The sequence below is a fragment of the Gelidibacter algens genome, assembly GCF_001678675.1.
In the GTDB taxonomy this organism is placed as follows: domain Bacteria; phylum Bacteroidota; class Bacteroidia; order Flavobacteriales; family Flavobacteriaceae; genus Gelidibacter; species Gelidibacter algens.
Genome location: NZ_LZRN01000001.1, coordinates 147,889 through 166,895, shown reverse-complemented (window position 1 = coordinate 166,895; position 19,007 = coordinate 147,889). Strand labels below are relative to the sequence as shown.

General features: G+C 38.1%; 12 protein-coding genes and 1 pseudogene. 9 read left to right on the top strand and 4 right to left on the bottom strand.

Annotation, left to right across the window (positions count from 1 at the left end):
- The first annotated feature begins 72 nt into the window (after positions 1-72).
- The 4 genes from rpmB to ftsY all read left to right on the top strand — a co-directional run bounded on the left by rpmB (position 73) and on the right by ftsY (position 1,897).
- Positions 73-309: a 50S ribosomal protein L28 gene (rpmB, locus tag A9996_RS00730; RefSeq protein ID WP_066429794.1), complete on the top strand. Its 237-nt coding sequence runs from the start codon at positions 73-75 to the stop codon at positions 307-309.
- Positions 310-335: 26 nt separating this feature from the next.
- Positions 336-518, top strand: a complete 183-nt coding sequence (gene rpmG / locus A9996_RS00725; protein ID WP_007648529.1) for a 50S ribosomal protein L33 — start codon at positions 336-338, stop codon at positions 516-518.
- Positions 519-525: 7 nt separating this feature from the next.
- Positions 526-678: a DUF4295 domain-containing protein gene (locus A9996_RS00720; RefSeq protein WP_066429791.1), complete on the top strand. Its 153-nt coding sequence runs from the start codon at positions 526-528 to the stop codon at positions 676-678.
- 265 nt (positions 679-943) lie between these two features.
- Positions 944-1,897: a signal recognition particle-docking protein FtsY gene (gene ftsY / locus A9996_RS00715; protein ID WP_066429788.1), complete on the top strand. Its 954-nt coding sequence runs from the start codon at positions 944-946 to the stop codon at positions 1,895-1,897.
- Between the two features lie 132 nt (positions 1,898-2,029).
- Here the strand turns inward: ftsY and A9996_RS20780 are convergent, their stop codons facing one another.
- Positions 2,030-2,152 (bottom strand): hypothetical protein, encoded by a 123-nt coding sequence (locus tag A9996_RS20780; RefSeq protein ID WP_282955915.1) that lies wholly within the window; start codon positions 2,150-2,152, stop codon positions 2,030-2,032.
- An 84-nt stretch (positions 2,153-2,236) separates the two neighbouring features.
- Here A9996_RS20780 and A9996_RS00710 point away from each other — a divergent pair, with 84 nt between their 5' ends.
- Positions 2,237-3,877 carry an amidase family protein gene (locus A9996_RS00710; RefSeq protein ID WP_066429935.1) on the top strand — a complete coding sequence of 547 codons (1,641 nt, stop codon included), beginning with the start codon at positions 2,237-2,239 and terminating at the stop codon, positions 3,875-3,877.
- On the opposite strand, the gene A9996_RS00705 is transcribed toward A9996_RS00710, so the two are convergent.
- The gene (locus A9996_RS00705; protein WP_066429786.1) at positions 3,874-4,950 is read right to left on the bottom strand and encodes a serine hydrolase domain-containing protein; all 1,077 of its coding nucleotides are present in this window, start codon (positions 4,948-4,950) and stop codon (positions 3,874-3,876) included. The two genes, A9996_RS00710 and A9996_RS00705, sit on opposite strands and share 4 nt — an antisense overlap.
- A 151-nt stretch (positions 4,951-5,101) precedes the next feature.
- Here A9996_RS00705 and rimO point away from each other — a divergent pair, with 151 nt between their 5' ends.
- Positions 5,102-6,409 (top strand): 30S ribosomal protein S12 methylthiotransferase RimO, encoded by a 1,308-nt coding sequence (gene rimO / locus A9996_RS00700; RefSeq protein ID WP_066429784.1) that lies wholly within the window; start codon positions 5,102-5,104, stop codon positions 6,407-6,409.
- Positions 6,410-6,589: 180 nt separating this feature from the next.
- Here rimO and A9996_RS00695 read toward each other — a convergent pair whose 3' ends face one another.
- Together A9996_RS00695 and A9996_RS00690 are read right to left on the bottom strand one after the other, a co-directional pair.
- Positions 6,590-7,903: a carboxypeptidase-like regulatory domain-containing protein gene (locus A9996_RS00695; protein ID WP_169817226.1), complete on the bottom strand. Its 1,314-nt coding sequence runs from the start codon at positions 7,901-7,903 to the stop codon at positions 6,590-6,592.
- A gap of 77 nt (positions 7,904-7,980) precedes the next feature.
- Complete coding sequence (locus tag A9996_RS00690; RefSeq protein WP_066429775.1) at positions 7,981-10,470, bottom strand: M14 family metallopeptidase; 2,490 nt, start codon at positions 10,468-10,470, stop codon at positions 7,981-7,983.
- A gap of 121 nt (positions 10,471-10,591) precedes the next feature.
- Here A9996_RS00690 and bshC point away from each other — a divergent pair.
- The 3 genes and pseudogenes from bshC to A9996_RS00675 all read left to right on the top strand — a co-directional run bounded on the left by bshC (position 10,592) and on the right by A9996_RS00675 (position 18,652).
- A pseudogene (gene bshC / locus A9996_RS00685) lies at positions 10,592-12,194 on the top strand (bacillithiol biosynthesis cysteine-adding enzyme BshC).
- Between the two features lie 50 nt (positions 12,195-12,244).
- The gene (locus A9996_RS00680) at positions 12,245-13,615 is read left to right on the top strand and encodes a pyridoxal phosphate-dependent decarboxylase family protein (RefSeq protein ID WP_066429932.1); all 1,371 of its coding nucleotides are present in this window, start codon (positions 12,245-12,247) and stop codon (positions 13,613-13,615) included.
- Positions 13,616-14,020: 405 nt separating this feature from the next.
- The gene (locus A9996_RS00675; RefSeq protein WP_169817225.1) at positions 14,021-18,652 is read left to right on the top strand and encodes a LamG-like jellyroll fold domain-containing protein; all 4,632 of its coding nucleotides are present in this window, start codon (positions 14,021-14,023) and stop codon (positions 18,650-18,652) included.
- Positions 18,653-19,007: the final 355 nt, after the last annotated feature.

The window sequence follows — 19,007 nt, the reverse complement described above, 5'->3', positions numbered from 1 at the left end:
TAGTTTGTTGATATTGTAAAGTTTTACTAAATTTGCAAACTGTTTTAAATAACATCATTAAAGTTAGAAAGAATGTCAAGAGTTTGTGAACTTACTGGTAAAAAAGCGATGGTTGGAAACAACGTATCTCATGCGATGAATAAAACGAAACGTAAATTTGATGCAAATTTGATCAAAAAACGTTTCTATATTCCTGAGGAGGATAAATGGGTTACTTTAAAAGTTTCTACATCAGCGTTAAAAACCATCAACAAAATTGGAATTGCTGCTGCACTCAAAGAAGCAAAATCTAAAGGATTTTTAAAATAATAGCCACAAGCTAAAAAGTTAAGATAATGGCAAAAAAAGGGAATAGAATACAAGTTATATTAGAGTGTACTGAGCATAAAGAGTCTGGACAACCAGGAACTTCTCGTTACATTACTACAAAAAATAAAAAGAATACGCCAGACAGAATGGAGATTAAGAAATTTAATCCTATCCTTAAGCGTATGACAGTTCATAAAGAGATAAAATAAGTAAGTCATGGCAAAGAAATCAGTAGCATCGTTACAAACAGGATCTAAGAGATTAACCAAAGCTGTTAAAATGGTTAGATCTCAAAAAACAGGAGCTTACATGTTCGTTGAATCGGTTATGGCACCTGAGTTTGTAGACGACTTTTTGAAGAAAAAATAAATATATACCCTATATTTTTTAAAACTGCTTTCATTTGAAAGCAGTTTTTTTATGTCTATATTTGATTGAATGTTAGAAGTAGTTGGTGGATAATTTTTTTTTGGGCGTTACCTAAAGGTCGGGCTTTCCGCTATATCTTTTTTTATGACGGATTTCGCAAGCTCAATCCATCATAAAAAAAGGATGCCGCTTCAATCCCTAACGCAAATCCGTCGTCGAAAGGCATATTCGACTTCACAACAAACGATATACAACTTAAAGACACATGAGTTTTTTTAAAAAAATATTCTCTTCAGAAAAAAAGGAAACATTAGATAAAGGTTTAGAGAAATCAAAAACCACTTTTTTCACCAAGCTCAATAAAGCCGTTGCCGGAAAATCAAAAGTTGATGAAGATGTCCTTGACAATCTTGAAGAAATTCTTGTTTCAAGTGATGTTGGTGTCAATACCACTCTAAAAATTATTGGAAGAATTGAGGAGCGTGTTTCGAAAGATAAATACTTAGGGACTTCAGAGCTCAATCAAATCTTGCGTGAGGAAATAGCAGGATTACTTTCTGAAGTTGACAGTGGCAATGCCACGGAATTTACCGTCCCAAAAGATAAGAAACCTTATGTCATTATGGTTGTGGGTGTCAATGGCGTTGGAAAAACCACTACCATTGGTAAATTGGCATCGCAATTTAAAAAACAAGGCCTGAACGTTGTTCTTGGTGCTGCCGATACTTTTAGAGCTGCAGCCATAGATCAATTACAAATTTGGGCAGACCGGGTAGATGTGCCCATGGTACGACAAAACTTTGGTAGCGACCCAGCATCTGTGGCGTTTGATTCGCTGAAAAGCGGGGTCACCCAAAATGCAGATGTTGTGATTATTGACACTGCCGGGCGTTTGCATAACAAAGTCAATTTAATGAATGAGTTGACCAAAATAAAGCGTGTCATGCAAAAGGTACTCCCTGATGCACCTCATGATGTTCTTTTAGTGTTGGACGGTTCTACAGGTCAAAATGCTTTTGAACAGGCCAAGCATTTTACCGCAGCCACAGAAGTCACTTCCTTAGCAGTCACCAAACTCGATGGAACCGCCAAAGGTGGCGTCGTTATTGGTATTTCTGACCAATTTAAAATACCAGTTAGATATATTGGTGTTGGAGAAGGTATTGACGATTTACAGGTTTTTAACAAATTTGAATTTGTAGATTCGTTTTTTAAGTAGCCAATTCCTAAATAGCCAGAATCTCTTTCTGTCAAGCTAAATTCATTTTGTACTGTTCAAATAACAGCTATGCCGTTGCTGGTTTATGCCGTTGTTGGTGTTTTCCACCAACAACATTTTCCACATTTCTTTTTATGCCATTGTTGGTGTTTTATGCCATTGTTGGTGTTTTCCACCAACAATATTTTTGCCGTTGTTGGTATTTTCCACCAACAACATTTTCCACATTTCTTTTATTTCCAAAATTTTCACCATAAGTCCAGTACTAAGAAATCATCTTTTTTTAAAGACCTTGTAACAGTAGCATGGTTTTTCATTATTTTTATTGAAAATATACCTATGAAATTATTTCTACTCTTCTTTACATTTCTATTCATTTTTTCCTGTAAAAATTCTGACACAACAGAAGTAGGGAAAAAGCCTTCTACAGATATCAGTGCCATTTCTACTAAAAACTTTACGGAGTTTAAGGTCTTGGATTCTAAATACATCAACAAAGATGAGCTTTGGCAAAATTTCAATACAGATCTTGAAAATTTTACAGAAGAACTATATGCCTCATTAAAACCTCTAGTTTTAGAGCAGGACATTCCAACCTTGCAACAACATATTCAGGATGGGAACTTATCCTATGAGAACTTGACAAAATTCTATCTCTATCGCATCAGAAAGTTTGACAGAGAAAATGAGTTGTCCTTAAATTCAGTGATCGCCCTGAACCCAAACATTATTTCTGAAGCCAAGCAAAAAGATATCGATTTTAAGAATAAAATGCTAAAGCATCCCATTTTCGGAATGCCAATTCTTTTAAAAGATAATATTAATACTGTTGAAATGCCAACAACAGCAGGCGCTGTCGCGTTTCAAAACAATAGAACTAAGGATGCTTTTATTGTTGAGCGTTTAAAGGAACAAGGGGCGCTCATTCTGGGAAAAGCAAACTTAAGTGAATGGGCCTATTTCTTTTGTGGCGATTGCCCAAGTGGGTATAGTGCCATTGGCGGACAGACCTTAAATCCGTATGGTCGAAAAATCATGGATACTGGAGGCTCCAGTTCTGGAAGCGGCGTTGCCGTAGCCGCCAATTTTTGCGTTGCAGCAGTGGGGAGCGAGACTTCAGGTTCTATATTATCGCCTTCAAGCCAAAATTCTGTGGTCGGATTAAAACCAACCATTGGATTGTTGAGCAGAAGTGGCATTGTGCCAATTTCATCAACTTTGGATACCCCTGGACCAATCACTAGGAATGTCACGGATACCGCCATTGTCTTGGATGCCATGACTGGGTATGACGCGAACGACTCAAAATCCATCAATACAATCTCAGAAAATGGAAATGCCAATGATGTTGATTTTAAAGGCTTTAATTTAAAAGGAAAACGTTTCGGAGCATTTAAAGGTTTGATGGAAGATTCTTTATATGTCAGAGCTATTGCCAATTTAAAATCGAAAGGTGCTGTGATTGTTGAAATTGAAGAAGAAAAAGTTGAGCTCCCAGATTTTCTGAGACTTTTGAATTTGGATATGAAAACCGATTTACCAGTTTATATTTCAACTTCAGGAGATTCATCCTTGAACATTAAATCTGTAGAAGATGTCATGGCTTTTAATTTAAAAGATTCATTGAAAACCATGCCTTATGGACAAAAACTGTTTGCAGGTGTTGTTGCAGATGCTGCTACAGATGACGAATTTGAGACGCTGAAAAATACGCTTAAAACCAACGGGCGACTATTTTTTGATACGCCCATGAAAGTTAACAATTTGGATGGTTTTCTCTCTATAAACAATTATCATGCTGGTTTTGCTGCGGTGGCCGAATATCCGGCAATTACTGTGCCTATGGGTTATGCTGAAAATGGAGCACCAAAGGGCTTGACATTAATAGGAAAGCCATTCTCTGAAAAACAGTTGTTGGGTTGGGCTTATCAATATGAACAAGAATCAAAAAGACGTCTTTCACCAGAAAACTATAATTAATTGATCAAAGCATTAATTTTAGACCATAGTACCTTATCAAAATCTGATAGGCCAAAATTTTGGGCATCAGCTGCTTCTCCCATTCTGATAATCACTAATTTTTTGCTGGGCACAACATATAACTTCTGATCATTTTTACCCAAGGCCGCATACATATCTGATGGCGCAGTAGGGATCAAACTTCCTGGAAACTCCAGTTGTGTTTGTGGTAAGTGGTAGGTTGGTTTTCCGTTGAGCCACCATAAATAGCCATAAGCTTCATTGATGTTTTGGGAGGTAGTTGTAGCTTGAGTTAAAAAGTTTTCTGACACAATCTGAGTATTTCCCCACTTGCCTTTGGCATAGATCATTAAACCAAAACGTGCCATACTTCTTGTGGTGCTGGCATAAACGTTAGAGTTTTCAAAAGTAAACCAATTACCATCCATACCAATTGGGTCTCTCAATTGTGAGTTAAAATAAGCGTTCCAAGTTTGGTTGCTCGCTTTTGAGATAACATCCTGCATTTTGACATACACATTATGGTAGGCCCAACGTGTTCCAGCATCGGCAGTATAGTGGAGGTTTTCAGCCAAAACGCCATCACCTAAACCATCGTCCAAACCTGAAGTCATTGTTAATAGGTTCTTACAAGTTATCAAATTTTCCTTTTCTAAAGGCGCGCTCGTCCAGCCAGTTCCCAAATAATCAGAGACCTTAGTGTTGATTTTGATCAAACCTTTATCTTGCGCAATTCCGGCCATGGTTGACGTCAATGTTTTTCCTGCACTCGCCCAATACCAAAGTGTATTGGCACTATGTCCATTCATGTAACTTTCCGTGCCTTCTACAATTTTCCCATTATAGAGCATTAGGAAACCTTTTGAATGCTTCAACGCCAAATACTCTAAAAGCGGTTGAAGCTGGCTTGCGTTCCAACCCAATTCCGAAATGGAAACCATTTCCCATGTTTCTGAAGTTAATGGAGGAAAATAAATCGCTTCATCTTGCGGTTGTTCAATTTCAGCAGTCTCAGAGGAGCAACTTGATAATCCAAAACACAAAATGGCAATACAAAGCCAAAAAGTTTTCATAAGTGAGACGTTTGTTTATAAGACCAAGATATTCAGAAAAAGTTTAAATACAGAATGTGTAAAGTAACAGATCCTGCCTTTTACATTGCATGTATCAATATGCATATATCATAAATCATTATGTATCTTTGCACACTTAATTTTTTAGGATATGAGAACGAAGTCACTTAAAAAGAACCGCATTAACGTGGTAACCCTTGGTTGTAGCAAAAACGTCTACGACAGTGAGGTCCTTATGGGGCAACTCAAAGCGAGCGGTAAGGATGTGGTGCATGAAGAGGAAGGCAACATTGTGGTAATCAATACCTGCGGATTTATCAATAATGCGAAGGAGGAGAGCATCAATACCATTCTTGATTTTATGCAGAAAAAGGAAGATGGCGAAGTTGATAAAGTTTTCGTGACCGGATGTTTAAGTGAACGTTACAAACCAGACTTACAAAAGGAAATCCCAAATGTAGATCAGTATTTTGGAACGACAGAATTACCAGGTTTGTTGAAAGCGCTTGGTGCCGATTATAAACATGAACTTATTGGTGAACGTTTAACAACCACACCAAAAAATTATGCCTATTTAAAAATTGCTGAAGGTTGTGACAGACCGTGCAGTTTTTGTGCCATCCCCTTAATGCGCGGTAAACACAAAAGCACGCCTATTGAAAACCTGGTTATAGAGGCAGAAAAATTGGCCGCTAATGGCGTTAAGGAGCTGATCTTAATTGCCCAAGATTTAACTTATTACGGACTTGATATCTACAAAAAACGCAATTTGGCCGAATTATTGGAAGCCTTGGTAAAAGTTGACGGTATTGAATGGATCCGATTACATTATGCCTTTCCAACAGGTTTCCCGATGGATGTTTTGGAGGTGATGAATAGGGAGGCAAAAGTCTGTAATTATCTAGACATCCCGTTACAACATATTTCTGATAACATTCTTAAAAGTATGCGTCGTGGTACTACCAAAGAAAAAACAACCAAGCTTTTAAAGGAGTTCAGAAAAACGGTTCCAGAGATGACGATTAGGACTACTTTAATTGTTGGGTATCCAGGAGAAACAGAGGAAAACTTTCAAGAATTAAAACAATGGGTTACAGACATGCGCTTTGAGCGTTTGGGCTGTTTTACCTATTCTCATGAAGAGAATACCCACGCATTTAATCTAGAAGATGACGTTCCTGCTGATGTAAAAATGCAGCGAGCAAACGAGATTATGGAAATCCAGTCCCAAATTTCCTGGGAGTTGAACCAAACCAAAATAGGACAGATTCTTAAAGTGGTGATCGATAGAAAAGAAGGCAATTACTTTGTGGGCCGTACAGAATTTGACTCGCCAGATGTAGATAATGAAGTACGTATTGACGCTTCCAAATACTATTTAAAGACAGGTGAATTTACAACTGTAAAGATCACCGAAGCTGAGGATTTTGATTTGTATGGAGACGTGGTTTCTTTCTAGAAATCCTTATTATCCTGCCGTTACTATTCATTACTATTTATTGGAAATAAGAGGGCTTTCCAAATAAGGCATCGTTTTTCTAACAACCTTTATTTTTTTGGTAGTTCAAAACGATTCACGTTATAACCACTTAATCTTCTAAACCGGTTGAAAACCAATCAGTTTAGAAGATTACTTATATCATTGGTTATCCACTTTTCGTTTCTCCAATTGCTTGTTGATCTTTTCAATAGCAGATTCAATTGATTTTTCAGGTTCAATAATATTATATTCTCCCCAAAATCTCGGATCAGAGAATCCGGAGGCTTCATCACTTAAAATTACTGAAGGTCGCAACGTTTCTTTCCGTGTAAAGCCATCATCCAAACTCTTCTGCCAATCGGTTATAGCCATCTCGCTGCTTAAGGTATACACACTATTAAATAAACGTCCCCTCCAATTCACTTTAAAGGTCAATTGGATATTGCTATAGCCATAATACCATTGGTCATCTTTAAGTCTGTAGTCCACCCGGTATGCTGCTTCTGTTGGGTAAACCGTGACGCCGATGGGCTTTTTCTTGACAAACAATTCCGCAGCCATTTCTCCATTTTCAACATTCAAATTGTAGATGGCGCTGATAAGCGAATAGTTTTCAACATCAATATAAAGCTTGCCATAATGCATAGGTTCAACAATGTCTGGTCGCTGTTTAAATTTGACGACATACACAGCGCGGTTGTTAATTTCTGTCGCTTTATCGAAAGAAAAATCATAATTGAAAAGATTGACGTCATTAAAAATATACTGCGGGTATTTGATGACATCAGCATAAAGCGCACTGAAAGGACCACCCTGAAGTTTGATGGCCAAGGTATCCAGCCTATTGTAATCTGTGCTTTTTCGTGCTTTAATAAGTTTTACTTTGTCTGTTTTAGAAGAACTGTAGGGGTGTCTGTAAATTTCTACGATGGCTTCAGATAGGGAAGCGTTTCTGCGTCTTTTCTTTATAGTTTCTCTATAAAACGCAGTCATAACAGTTTCTTTATCGAGGTAATTTTCGCTTTTTTTTGCAAGTGCCAATTTCACTAAGCTTCGGGCATCCTTATGAGCGTTTATTTTCACTTCTGAAAGTTGCATGACGGATTCTTCCAACAGAATTTGAATATCTTCTCCATTGAGATTTGAAAGCGGAATGATCTTCGTCTGGTATCCTAAAAAAGAGATGGTCATTTCATTATTGATGAGATCACTGGGTACCTTAAGTAAAAACTCACCATCAGAATTGGTAACGGTACTGATATTGGTGTCATTGACATTTAAGGTTGCAAAAGCCAGTGCACTTTTTGATTTGCTATCAATGACCGTGCCTCGATATTCTTTAAAAGCCTGTACGACTGTTTGTTTCTGGAACATTGTGTTTGAAAACAATTGAGTTCCAGAAAGTAATAAAAATGCAACGCACATCATGCGTAGTTGGATTGGTGCTTGCGCAAAATTGTTTTTAATTTTCATCAGGTGCTATTTTTTATTGTATAAATTACTAAAAATATAGACGCTGTAAATTGTTTTAACTATTAATATTAAGCAATCTATAATTCAAAGGCATTGGTGTTCACCAAGAAAACGGCATTGACGAAAAACAGTTTGCCATTTTCCCAAAAATTTCTGAATAGTGTGTTATCAGCCATATAAACGATGCTGCCATTGCCCAAACGCTCTTCACCAAAAATAAGTGAGTCTTCAAGATTTTTCAAAGTGTTTTTTCCCGCAAATCCGGATACGTTTTTAGGTTTTTTCCCCAAATATGCCACATTGTAACCATCTTCAAGAAGCCCGTACGCCGTAGATCCTGATTTCAAGGTAAAATAATTGTCGCCATAACCAAATGCCATAGGATGTGTGTTGTCTACTTCGGTTTTAAAAATTGCTCCTGTAATCAAGTCATTCGTGTCTTCACGTTCGCGTTCGGCATAAGGAGTAAGGTTTGGTTTTACTGTGGTGGTGTCTTTGGATATGTTTCTTTTCAGACCAAAATCTTTCTGATCCGCAAAAATGTCAAGAGCGCCATCAATAGCTATTACCTTACCGCCCTTTTTGACCCAAGTTTTAAGTTTTTCTAAATTGGCGTCATTAAAAAATACGCCATAATAGCCATTAGGAATTACCAATACGCTATACTTATCAAGATTAATTTTTGCAAAATCATCGGTATTTAAAGAGGTTACTGGATAATGCAGTTGCTGCTCAAAGAAATGCCATATTTCGCCATATCCCAAAGAAGAAGTATAATTTCCTGACAGCAACGCTATATGTTGTTTGTTGACCAACTTAACATCAGGCGAACCAAAATCTGGTCCCGATTTTGAAAATCCGCTAGAAACGGCCACTGCTTTTCTTCTAAATTTATCCGCAGCAGCAATCACGACAGCATCAAAATTTGCAATTTTTTTATTGTCGCCCCTTACAATAATCAAGGCTCCTCTATCAAAGTCTTGCTCAGGATTTTTGGTGGTGAAGGGTTTCTCAGTAAATCGGACTTTGACATTTTTTTTTAATAATTCTGCTAAAAACTCAGCATCTTTCATATGGTCCCATTTCAGAATATATCCCGTAGCATTGGTGTTTTTAGAATTCAATTGAAAAGTGTCCTCTACATTGGTTGTTTTTGCCATGTCGTTACTGGCAACAGCATCCAAACCGTAAGCATAGGGCAAACTCCAAGCGGTAATATCATAGGTGATGGAATCTGCTAGTACGGTGTTAGGTTCAAACAACACTTGAACCATTTGTCCTTTTGGCTGATTGGTGCTCACTACCAAATCTTCAGAAGTGGCATTGAGATTTCCGTTTTTGCTATCACTGTAATTGAAACCTGAAATTTTTCCAGAAGCAGCATCATCATAACGGATCTCATGTTTGTCTAACAACGATTTTAAGCCCTCAATTTTATCAGTAGAGCCACGCAACACATAACTCTTATATTTGAAATTTTTATTGGCAAAGTACTTCTTGAATTCGGTGTTTAATTTTTCAGCATTTTTAGAGGCCATCTCAACTGTTGATAATCCAGTAATGTAATGGTGTTCCACACGGTCTACCAAAGTTAAAACTTCACCTTCATCATTGAGAATTCCAAGTCCTGATTGACCACCTTGTTCGTAAGTCATCCCAATAGCTCCTAAATAAGTAGGGTAGGTGTCACCATAACTAGGGTAGAGCAAATCAAAACGCTCACGTGTAAAATACAACCAACCATTGGCATCAAAGTATTTGGCATGGTTTTCTCCAATTTGCGTTTGAAAATCACGCTGCCAATCGGTGATAATTTCATGAAATGGTTCCGCTGCAGGGGCAAAATAATACGGTTCATTTATGCCTTGTTCGTGAAAATCAACATGAATTTGTGGCATCCACTTGTTATAGAGTTTTAAGCGTGCTTGCGTTTCTTTTTGTGTGGCCCAAACCCAGTCTCTATTGAGGTCAAATAAATAATGGTTGGCCCTTCCTCTTGGCCATGGTTCATTTTGTTCACTGGCTTGCTGGTCAATATCGTAAGGTGTGCTTTTAGTCTCATTATACCAATTCACGTATCTGTCGCGGCCATCTGGGTTGAGACTCGGATCAATGATAACTACAGTGTTCTTTAGCCACTCTTGTTTTTCTGTCAACAAGGTGTAGATGGTTTTCATGGACGCTTCAGTACTGGAAGCCTCGTTGCCATGAACGTTATAACTCAACCATACCACAGCAATGTCATTTGAGGTTGCAGTTCCTTCACCTATTCCTGCGTTCATGAGATGGTTTTGTCTAATGTTCTCTAAGTTTTTTATATTCTCTTCAGAGGAAATAATAGCCGTGTATAGTGGGCGCCTTTCATTGGTTTCTCCATAGTTTTCAAGTTTAACCTGATCGGGCAATTGGGAAGCCACCATTTTGAAATAATCGATGACCTGATGGTGTCTTGAAAACTCTGTACCTAAGGGATAACCAAGAAAATCTGATGGCGATTGAAGGCTTTGCGCTTTTGAGACAAAAATGCTGCCCATAAGAACAAAAAGGAATACGGATAATTTTTGCATAATGAAAGGGTGTGGAATAGTTTAGTTCAGTAAAGATAGCAAGCCAAAGTGAATTAACTCAAATTTAGGACTCAAAAAAAGTCAAGAGCGCTATCTTTACAATTCATTTTTAAATTTGAATATGCCAACCGATTGTATCCCATTTAAAGACACAAATTATTTTTCTTCATTGATCATCGATTATTTGGATGAAAAAGATGGCTTAAAACCATTTTATAACCGCTTTCCAAAACTTGAAAATTTTGAAAAGCAGATTGAAGAAAAACAACGCTCTTTTAATAATGACTACAGAGCCGATTTGGTGAGGGCGTTGATGATTCAGTATGAAGGTTTGAGTATTTCTTCAATGACGCTCACTAATATTGATCTCTTAAAACACAATTCAACCTTTACCGTCACCACGGGACACCAGCTGAATTTATTTACAGGACCGCTGTATTTTTTCTACAAGATTATTTCCACAATTAATTTGTGTAGAACCTTGAAAGAGACCTATCCCCATTATAATTTTGTACCTGTTTATTGGATGGCTACAGAGGATCATGATTTTGAAGAAATCAATTTTTTTAATTTTAAAGGGAAAAAAGTACAATGGAACAGAGCGGCTTCTGGTGCTGTTGGTGAATTCAATTTAGAAGGTCTAGATCAGGTGTATGATGTGTTTGCTGCACAACTCGATTCTAGCGAAACTGCAAAATCATTAAAAAAACTGTTCCATCAAGCCTATTTGGAACATACGACCTTAACAGAAGCCACCCGTATTTTTGGTCAATAAACTATTTTCAATTTATGGGTTGGTTATTTTGGATGGCAATGATGCCCTATTGAAAAAGCTTTACACGCCCTACATTGAGGAAGAATTGATCCAGCAAACATCCTTTAAAGTGGTGTCAAAAACCAATGAAGATATTAATGCCCTACCCTCAAACTATAAAATACAGGTCAACCCCAGAGCAATTAATCTGTTTTACATCAACCACAACTTAAGAGAACGTATTTTAGAAACTGATGGCGTATACGGTGTTCTGGATACTGACATCCGTTGGACTAAGGAGGAGTTGCTTGCTGAGGTTAAAAAACATCCAAAACGTTTTAGTCCTAATGTGATCTCACGCCCGCTCTATCAAGAAATTATTCTGCCTAACCTTTGCTATATTGGCGGCGGTGGAGAATTGGCGTATTGGTTGCAATTGAAGTCTAATTTTGAATCTCACAATGTGACGTTTCCTATGCTTCTTTTGCGAAACTCTGTATTGCTCATCACAGAAAAGCAAAAGGAAAAACTTGCTAAAATGAATGTCTCAGTCGGCGACCTTTTTTTGAATCAGGATGATTTAATGACTAAGGTTACCAAGTCCATCTCAGACATCAACATTGATTTCAGTCCGCAAAAAGATCAGCTCCAAAAACAATTTGATGACCTATACCTATTGGCAGAACAAACTGATAAATCTTTTAAGGGCGCTGTTGCTGCTCAGGAAGTGAAGCAAATTAAAGGTCTTGAAAACCTTGAGCACCGATTGTTGAAAGCCCAAAAGCGAAAATTAGATGATATTTTAGATCGCGTTAGACTGTTACAGGATGAATTATTTCCGGGCCAAAGCCTTCAGGAACGAAACATGAATATTTCAGAATTCTATTTGGAATATGGCGAAGAGATCATTCAAAAATTAGTTCAAAACCTTGATCCCTTACATTCCGAATTTTTAATCTTAGAACTCTAAATTTTAGAAAGAGTTCTAATTTCTACAAACTATAGCGACCTATGAAGAGTATGCATAAAATTGATTTGGACTTAATTGAGATGACTTTGGATGTCATGAAATATGCCATTGGGCGTATTTCAGCAACTGAGCATCTTATTGGCAAGCCCAAAAAAGAAGAAGAACTCAAAGCTCTGGTGGGCGAAACCATTACCGCAAAAGGAATTGGTGGCGAATATGCGTTTAATTTGTGGAAAGAACATTTGGCAAAAGCCAATGTGCCAGTAGATCATCCGCGTAATCTAGCTTTTGTACCAGCGTCTCCAACCAAGGCGGCTATTATGTTTGACTTGGTCACGTCGGCGTCCAGTATTCACGGTGCCTATTGGATGGAAGGCGCCGGTGGCATCTTTTGTGAAAACGAAGCTATGAAATGGATGGTGTCTCTCACTGGCATGCCAAATGGCGCCTTTGGTGTGTTTACCAGTGGTGGAACGGCGGCAAATCTTTCTGCTATTGTAACGGCAAGAGAACACTGGCGCGAAAACCCGGAGTATGAACGCGAAAAAGGCTTGATCATCACCTCTATTGGTGCACATTCATCCATCAAAGCGATGGCCAAAGTGGCGGATGTGGATATTCTTTTGGTCGATTCTGAAGAACGCTTAACCGGCGAAGATTTAATGACCACCATTCAACATCTGACCGAGCATCAGCGCAAACGGCTTTTTGCGGTAGTTGCTACAGGAGGAACAACAAACGCTGGAATTATTGATGATTTGGAAGGTGTAGCTGCAGTTTGTGAACAAGAAAACTTATGGTTCCATGTGGATGCCGCTTATGGTGGAGGCGCTTTAGTGGCTGATTCCGTGCGACATTTGTTTAATGGGATTGAAAAAGCAGATAGCATTACCATTGATCCACACAAATGGATGTTTTCACCCTATGATTGTGGCGCTGTACTTTACAAGGAACCAGAATTGGCAAAAAATGCACATTCCCAACAAGGGTCTTATTTAGATATTTTTAAGGACGAAGGCGCACATGGTTTTAATCCGACGGATTATCAAATCCAATTAACACGTCGCGTACGCGGATTGCCTTTGTGGTTTTCTTTGGCCACACATGGTACAGATCGTTACAAGGAAGCCGTAGAGCGTGGTATTGAACTAGCGCAAATTGCGGGCAGAATGATTGAAGCACATCCTGATTTAGAGTTGGTAAGAGAGCCTAGTTTATCTTGTGTGTTGTACAGAAGAAAAGGGTGGCAACCAGAAGATTATACTCATTGGACCTATGAAAACCACCGCAAGGGTTTTGCTTTGGTTACACCCACCAAATGGAAAAATGGAGATGCATTTGAAACCGTTTCACGCTTTTGTTTTATTAATCCTGATACTACAGAAAAGGATATTGAAATGATTTTAGATACGATGATTTAAATTAGTACTATTTTAATCAAAATTGCGATCTGAAAATTTAACTGGAATCACAGCTTATAAAGTGTTTTCAAGAGTGTTATTCTCCTTCTCAATTGTTTTATATAATGCGAAAATATTATGGTGTCCGATAGATTTTCGTTATAAATAGAAACAATCCGTAAACAATTTAAAGCTAGGACATTGGACTATTAAAACTAAAGATTTTGAGATAGTTTGTCGATAATATTAGCTGTTCACCTTGAATAAAGTTTATTGTCAAAATAAGTGTGTTTATTTGGAAGTTAAAGGGCCCCTAATCCATTTAATTTATTCTTAAATGAATTATTGTAACGTGAGTTGAAAAAAAGTCGACAAGACTATTTCAACTTTTCTCTCCCTTTTTTACTAACTATTATGCCTGCTATTATGAAAACCTCAAATTTTTCCGCTGTTTTTTTTCTGTTAGTATTTATAGGTTTCAAAGGGTTTTCTCAAGACCCTCAGCAAGTTGGTCAATGGAGTCCTAAAATTGAATTCGATATCGTGCCTGTCGCTGTAGCTAATTTGCCAGATGGTAGATTGGTGACATGGTCTTCAAAATACCATCACGATTTTGGAGGTGATGACGGCTTCACGTTCACCCAAATATTTGATCCTTTAGGCGGTTTAGATAGCTTAGGAGGCGTGTTGCCAAGAACGGTTACAGATACCAACCATGATATGTTCTGTCCTGGGATTAATAACTTAGCAGATGGAAGAATCTTAGTGTCAGGAGGAAGTTCTGATGAAAAGTCCAGTATTTATGATCCTAGAACAGAACAATGGACTAATGCCGGTAACTTGAATATACCGAGGGGCTATCAGGGTGCCGTAACCTTATCTGATGGCTCTGCTTTTACTATTGGCGGTTCGTGGAGTGGTGGTCCATATGGTGGGAGAGATGCAGAAATTTGGACGGAGGCGACTGGATGGATTGAGCTTAAGGGTTTAAAAGGTGAACTACTTTGGAATGCTAACGATGCTGCCTTAGAACCAGAGGGTACTTATAGGTTGGATAATCATGCTTGGCTATTCGCTGCTCCTAATGGAAAAATTTTTCATGCAGGCCCAGGAGAGACGATGCATTGGTTTGATGTTAACGGCGGCAATGAGACAATCAAAGGATCATTCGTAGAAATTGGTCCAAGAGGCGATGACACCTCATCGATGAATGGCAACACCGTCATGTTTGATATAGGCAAAATTTTAAAGGTGGGTGGTAGTGGATCTTATTCTTCTGGAAGCGTAAGTAATGAAAAGGCTTATGTAATAGATATAAATGATGATGCCAATGTTATCGTAACCCGTACCTTAAATGATATGCAAAACGCCAGAATATATGTTACTAGTGTGGTGCTCCCTAATGGAGAGGTTTTGGTTTTAGGAGGCATGGAAAATGCCGTGGTTTTTTCAGATGAAGGTGCGCATTTAATTGCTGAAATGTTTGACCCTACCACAAATTTATTCATACCGTTGGCCAGTATGCTAGTCCCAAGAACTTATCATAGTGCCGGCATTCTTTTAGCTGATGGCCGCGTCTTTATGGGTGGAGGAGGCCTATGCGGTGATCATTGTCCTGCGAATCATAAAGATGCTGAAATTTATAGCCCACCTTATTTATTTAATTCTCTTGGAGAGTTGGCCGATCGTCCTAGTTTAAATGCCCCTGATAATGCTTTTTACGAGAGAGCATTCCCAGTTATTGCATCGGCAGACGTTACTGAATTTGCTTTTTTGAGAATGTCTACGGCAACTCACAGTATCAATAATGAACAACGTCGCATTCCTGTAACTTTTTCAATAATTGACGGCTATTATCATTTGAATATGCCTAATGCAAATACGATGCCTCCGGGATATTATATGCTGTTCGCACTAAATGCTGATGGTGTGCCAAGTATTTCTGAGGCCGTATTGGTAAGCCCTCCTGATTTAAAAATTAAAGAAAACAACTTACTGGTAGAGTATGATTTTTTTGAAGGCAGTGGCGCTTTGGTTATGGATACCTCAGGGAAAGATAACCACGGTACCATGAAGGAACGTGATGATAATGGCATTCCAATAGCTTTAACCAAAAATTATTGGAGTACCAATGGACTGTCAGGAAACGCTTTGGAAATGGATGGCAAGGAGCATAATAGTAATTCGATCCTCGAAATTCCACCATCACCAGCATTACAAGGCTTAACGAATAAAATTACAGTGATGGCATGGGTCAATAGAAATGAAGCTGATAATATACCCAATGTGTCCATTTTTGCCCATGACTATCCTTCTTTTTTTATTGGGTATCATGGTTCCCAATACAAGTTGGAATTCTATAATGCAACTAACGGTATATTCAGTTGTTATACAAACGAACGCTTCACTCCTCTCGTGTGGGAGCATGTTGTAGCTACGTATGATGGTGCGAGGGCGAAGCTTTATGTTAATGGTGAGAAGATTTGTGATCAACCAATGTCAGGTGACCTAAGAATGAATACTTCAGATGAATTCTTTAATACCTTCACAGTTTCTGGTTTTTATGAAAGACGTCTTCGCAGTGCACTACCAACAGGTTCAAACGGTAGTGGTATTTCTGATGAACTTGATGGGCGTATGGATAAATTTAAATTATATAACATTGCCCTTACAGCTCAAGAGATTAGCAGCATTTACAATAAGGAAAGAGATGTTGTCAATGTTGAGGGGCCATGTGATGAGGTGGCTTTAGAATTTGAATTGAATGGGGTCAGAGACGGTCGTCGAAAAGAAATTACAGTTCGTGAAGGTGATACTGTAGGCTTCTTCCTTGACGTGGAAGGTATTGATTATACGGTGTCTGATCCTTTCGAGGTCCAGCTCTCTGATAATGTCATTGAAAATATCACGCAGTCTGGGCTCTATACAGTAAATTTTGCAGTAAAGAAATTTTCTTTGGCGCAGAATTTAGTGGCAATTTATGCGAGTAGTGAGCAGGAGACTGGTCAAAAAGCCGAACGTTTCAAAGCAGTTGATCGCGACGGTAAAACCTTCTGGCATACAAAATGGAGTCCTCTGCCAAAAGCAGCACCCCCTCATGAGATTCATATTGATTTAGGTGTGAGCTCATTTGTGTCAGGTCTTGAGTATCTACCCCGCCAAGATAATGTAATAAACGGTACAATTACCAATTATCAAATTTATGTAAGTGATTCATCTACAATTTGGGATACCGAGCCTGATGCTTATGGAACATGGACTTTTGACCGAGATTTAAAGACCGTCAATTTCCCTGAAAAACAAGGAAGATACGTGCGCCTGGTAGCGATTTCAAATCAGGAGAAAGGAGCCTCCGCTGCAGAGATTAGAATTATAAAAACAGACTACATTCCATGCGAAAAGACCTTGCAGATAAATGTAGAGATTCCAAAAACCTATACCTTCAATGGTGCCTGGTCTTCCGGGGATCCAAGTGGTGTATCGGGTCAATTTGATGAGATTATAATTGATTCAGGTAATGCCGTAATTTCCGAAAACACGATATGTCAAAGTGTGACAATTAATCCAGGTGCATCATTGTCCATTGAAGATGCCATTGGGAATACCTCTGTTATATTAACCGTAAAGAGTGGGCTTACCTTAAATTCGACATCAATGTCTTTTGCTAGTTTAATTGATAAAGGATGGTTAACTGGCGAAGTTAACTATAATCGTCATGTAAATGTTATTGGAACCTCAGCAGGTGGTGGCAATGATCTTATTTCTTCTCCTATAGAAGGGGCAAATTTTGACCAGACTTTCGTGACTATAAATCCTAAGCTAGCTGAAAATATTAATAATCGTGGAGAATTTGCATTTGCGCCCTACAATGTATCTAGTGGTGCTTATGAGAATTTTAATATTGGTAGCGATTATAGCGGAAAAATTCCGATTATTTCTGGTTTGGGGTATAGAGCTGCTACCCTAAATGGCGACTCTGTGATCTTTAAAGGACGGACAACTAGAAACCCTGTAGATATCGTCATTTCTGATGCTCCTCTTGGCAAGGCTTGGAATCTTGTTGGAAATCCCTATCCTTCATATATCGATTTTAATGCATTCTTTTCTGCCAATGCCGCTGAATTTGATTCCCGAGATGCCTATCAAGCCATATATGGTTATACTGGTCTCTCAAATGGATGGACAGTTTGGAATTCTGCTACTCTAGCCGGTGCTATTGCTACGGAAGTGCCACAATTGATTGCACCTGGACAGGGCTTTTTTGTGAAATCTAAATTAGGTGGAGGAATTGTTAAGTTTATGCCAGAAATGAGAACCACAGGAACTTCAGATGACTTTATTCTTGGGAGGCAAGTTAAGAGAAATGTTGCTTTAAGCAAGCTCAAACTGCGCAGCGGTTCCAAGGATACCTCTACTAGTATCTATTTTATTGAAGGCTCTACAAAAGGATTGGATTCTGGCTATGATGCTGCTACTTTTTCAGGGGCAAGAGTCGATTTTTCAATAGCTACCAGTTTACTAGAAGACAATACAGGTCTTGATATGGCTATCCAGTCTTTGCCCTATGACGATTTTAACGATGTGATTATACCATTGGGAATCAAGGCGAAAGCGGGGACTGAATTAAGCATCAGTATTGATGAGGGTTCTACAATACCATCCAACATCAATGTTTATTTGGAAGATATTCAAAATAATATGTTTACTTTATTGAATGCTAACGCGTATACATTTGATACGACTACAAATTTAAATAGTGCCGAGCGGTTCAATGTACACTATTCGTCTAAAACCCTGTCAGTAGATGATATGCAGTCCAATGACAACTTACGGATCTATACAACGGTAGTGCCCAGAGCTTTAGTAATTAGAGGCCCATTGACTTCTGCAACAACAGCAAATCTATATGATATACAAGGCCGATTGGTACTAAGCACCGTTTTAAATCCTTACAATACTGAGAATACGGTGGATATATCGCGTGTAAGTACTGGTGTGTATGTGGTAAAAGTTACTACTGATAATCAATTTAAAACACAAAAGGTTATCATCAAATAGCAATTAGTGACGATTATAATTAAAAAAAAAGCTGTCTAAGAAATTAGAGACAGCTTTTTTCTATTTAGAACAGACTGAGATTTAGTTGTACTTTCAAAATGCGGATTCAATATATAATCCAGAAATTATAAATTTTAAAAAAAACTATAATATGATTTTACAGTATGTTTGATACTTAATTCGTTTTAGATGCTGTTCATCTTCATTAAAAAAAATTAGTCGCCTCCACTAAATAAATTACAGCGCATTTTGTAAAGTAACAACTAAATACTCAGTCTGTTCTAAATAAGATTGTTGTCCGATAAAAAAAGAAGCCAAATGAATGGCTTCTTAAAAAATCGTAATTTGGAGTTGC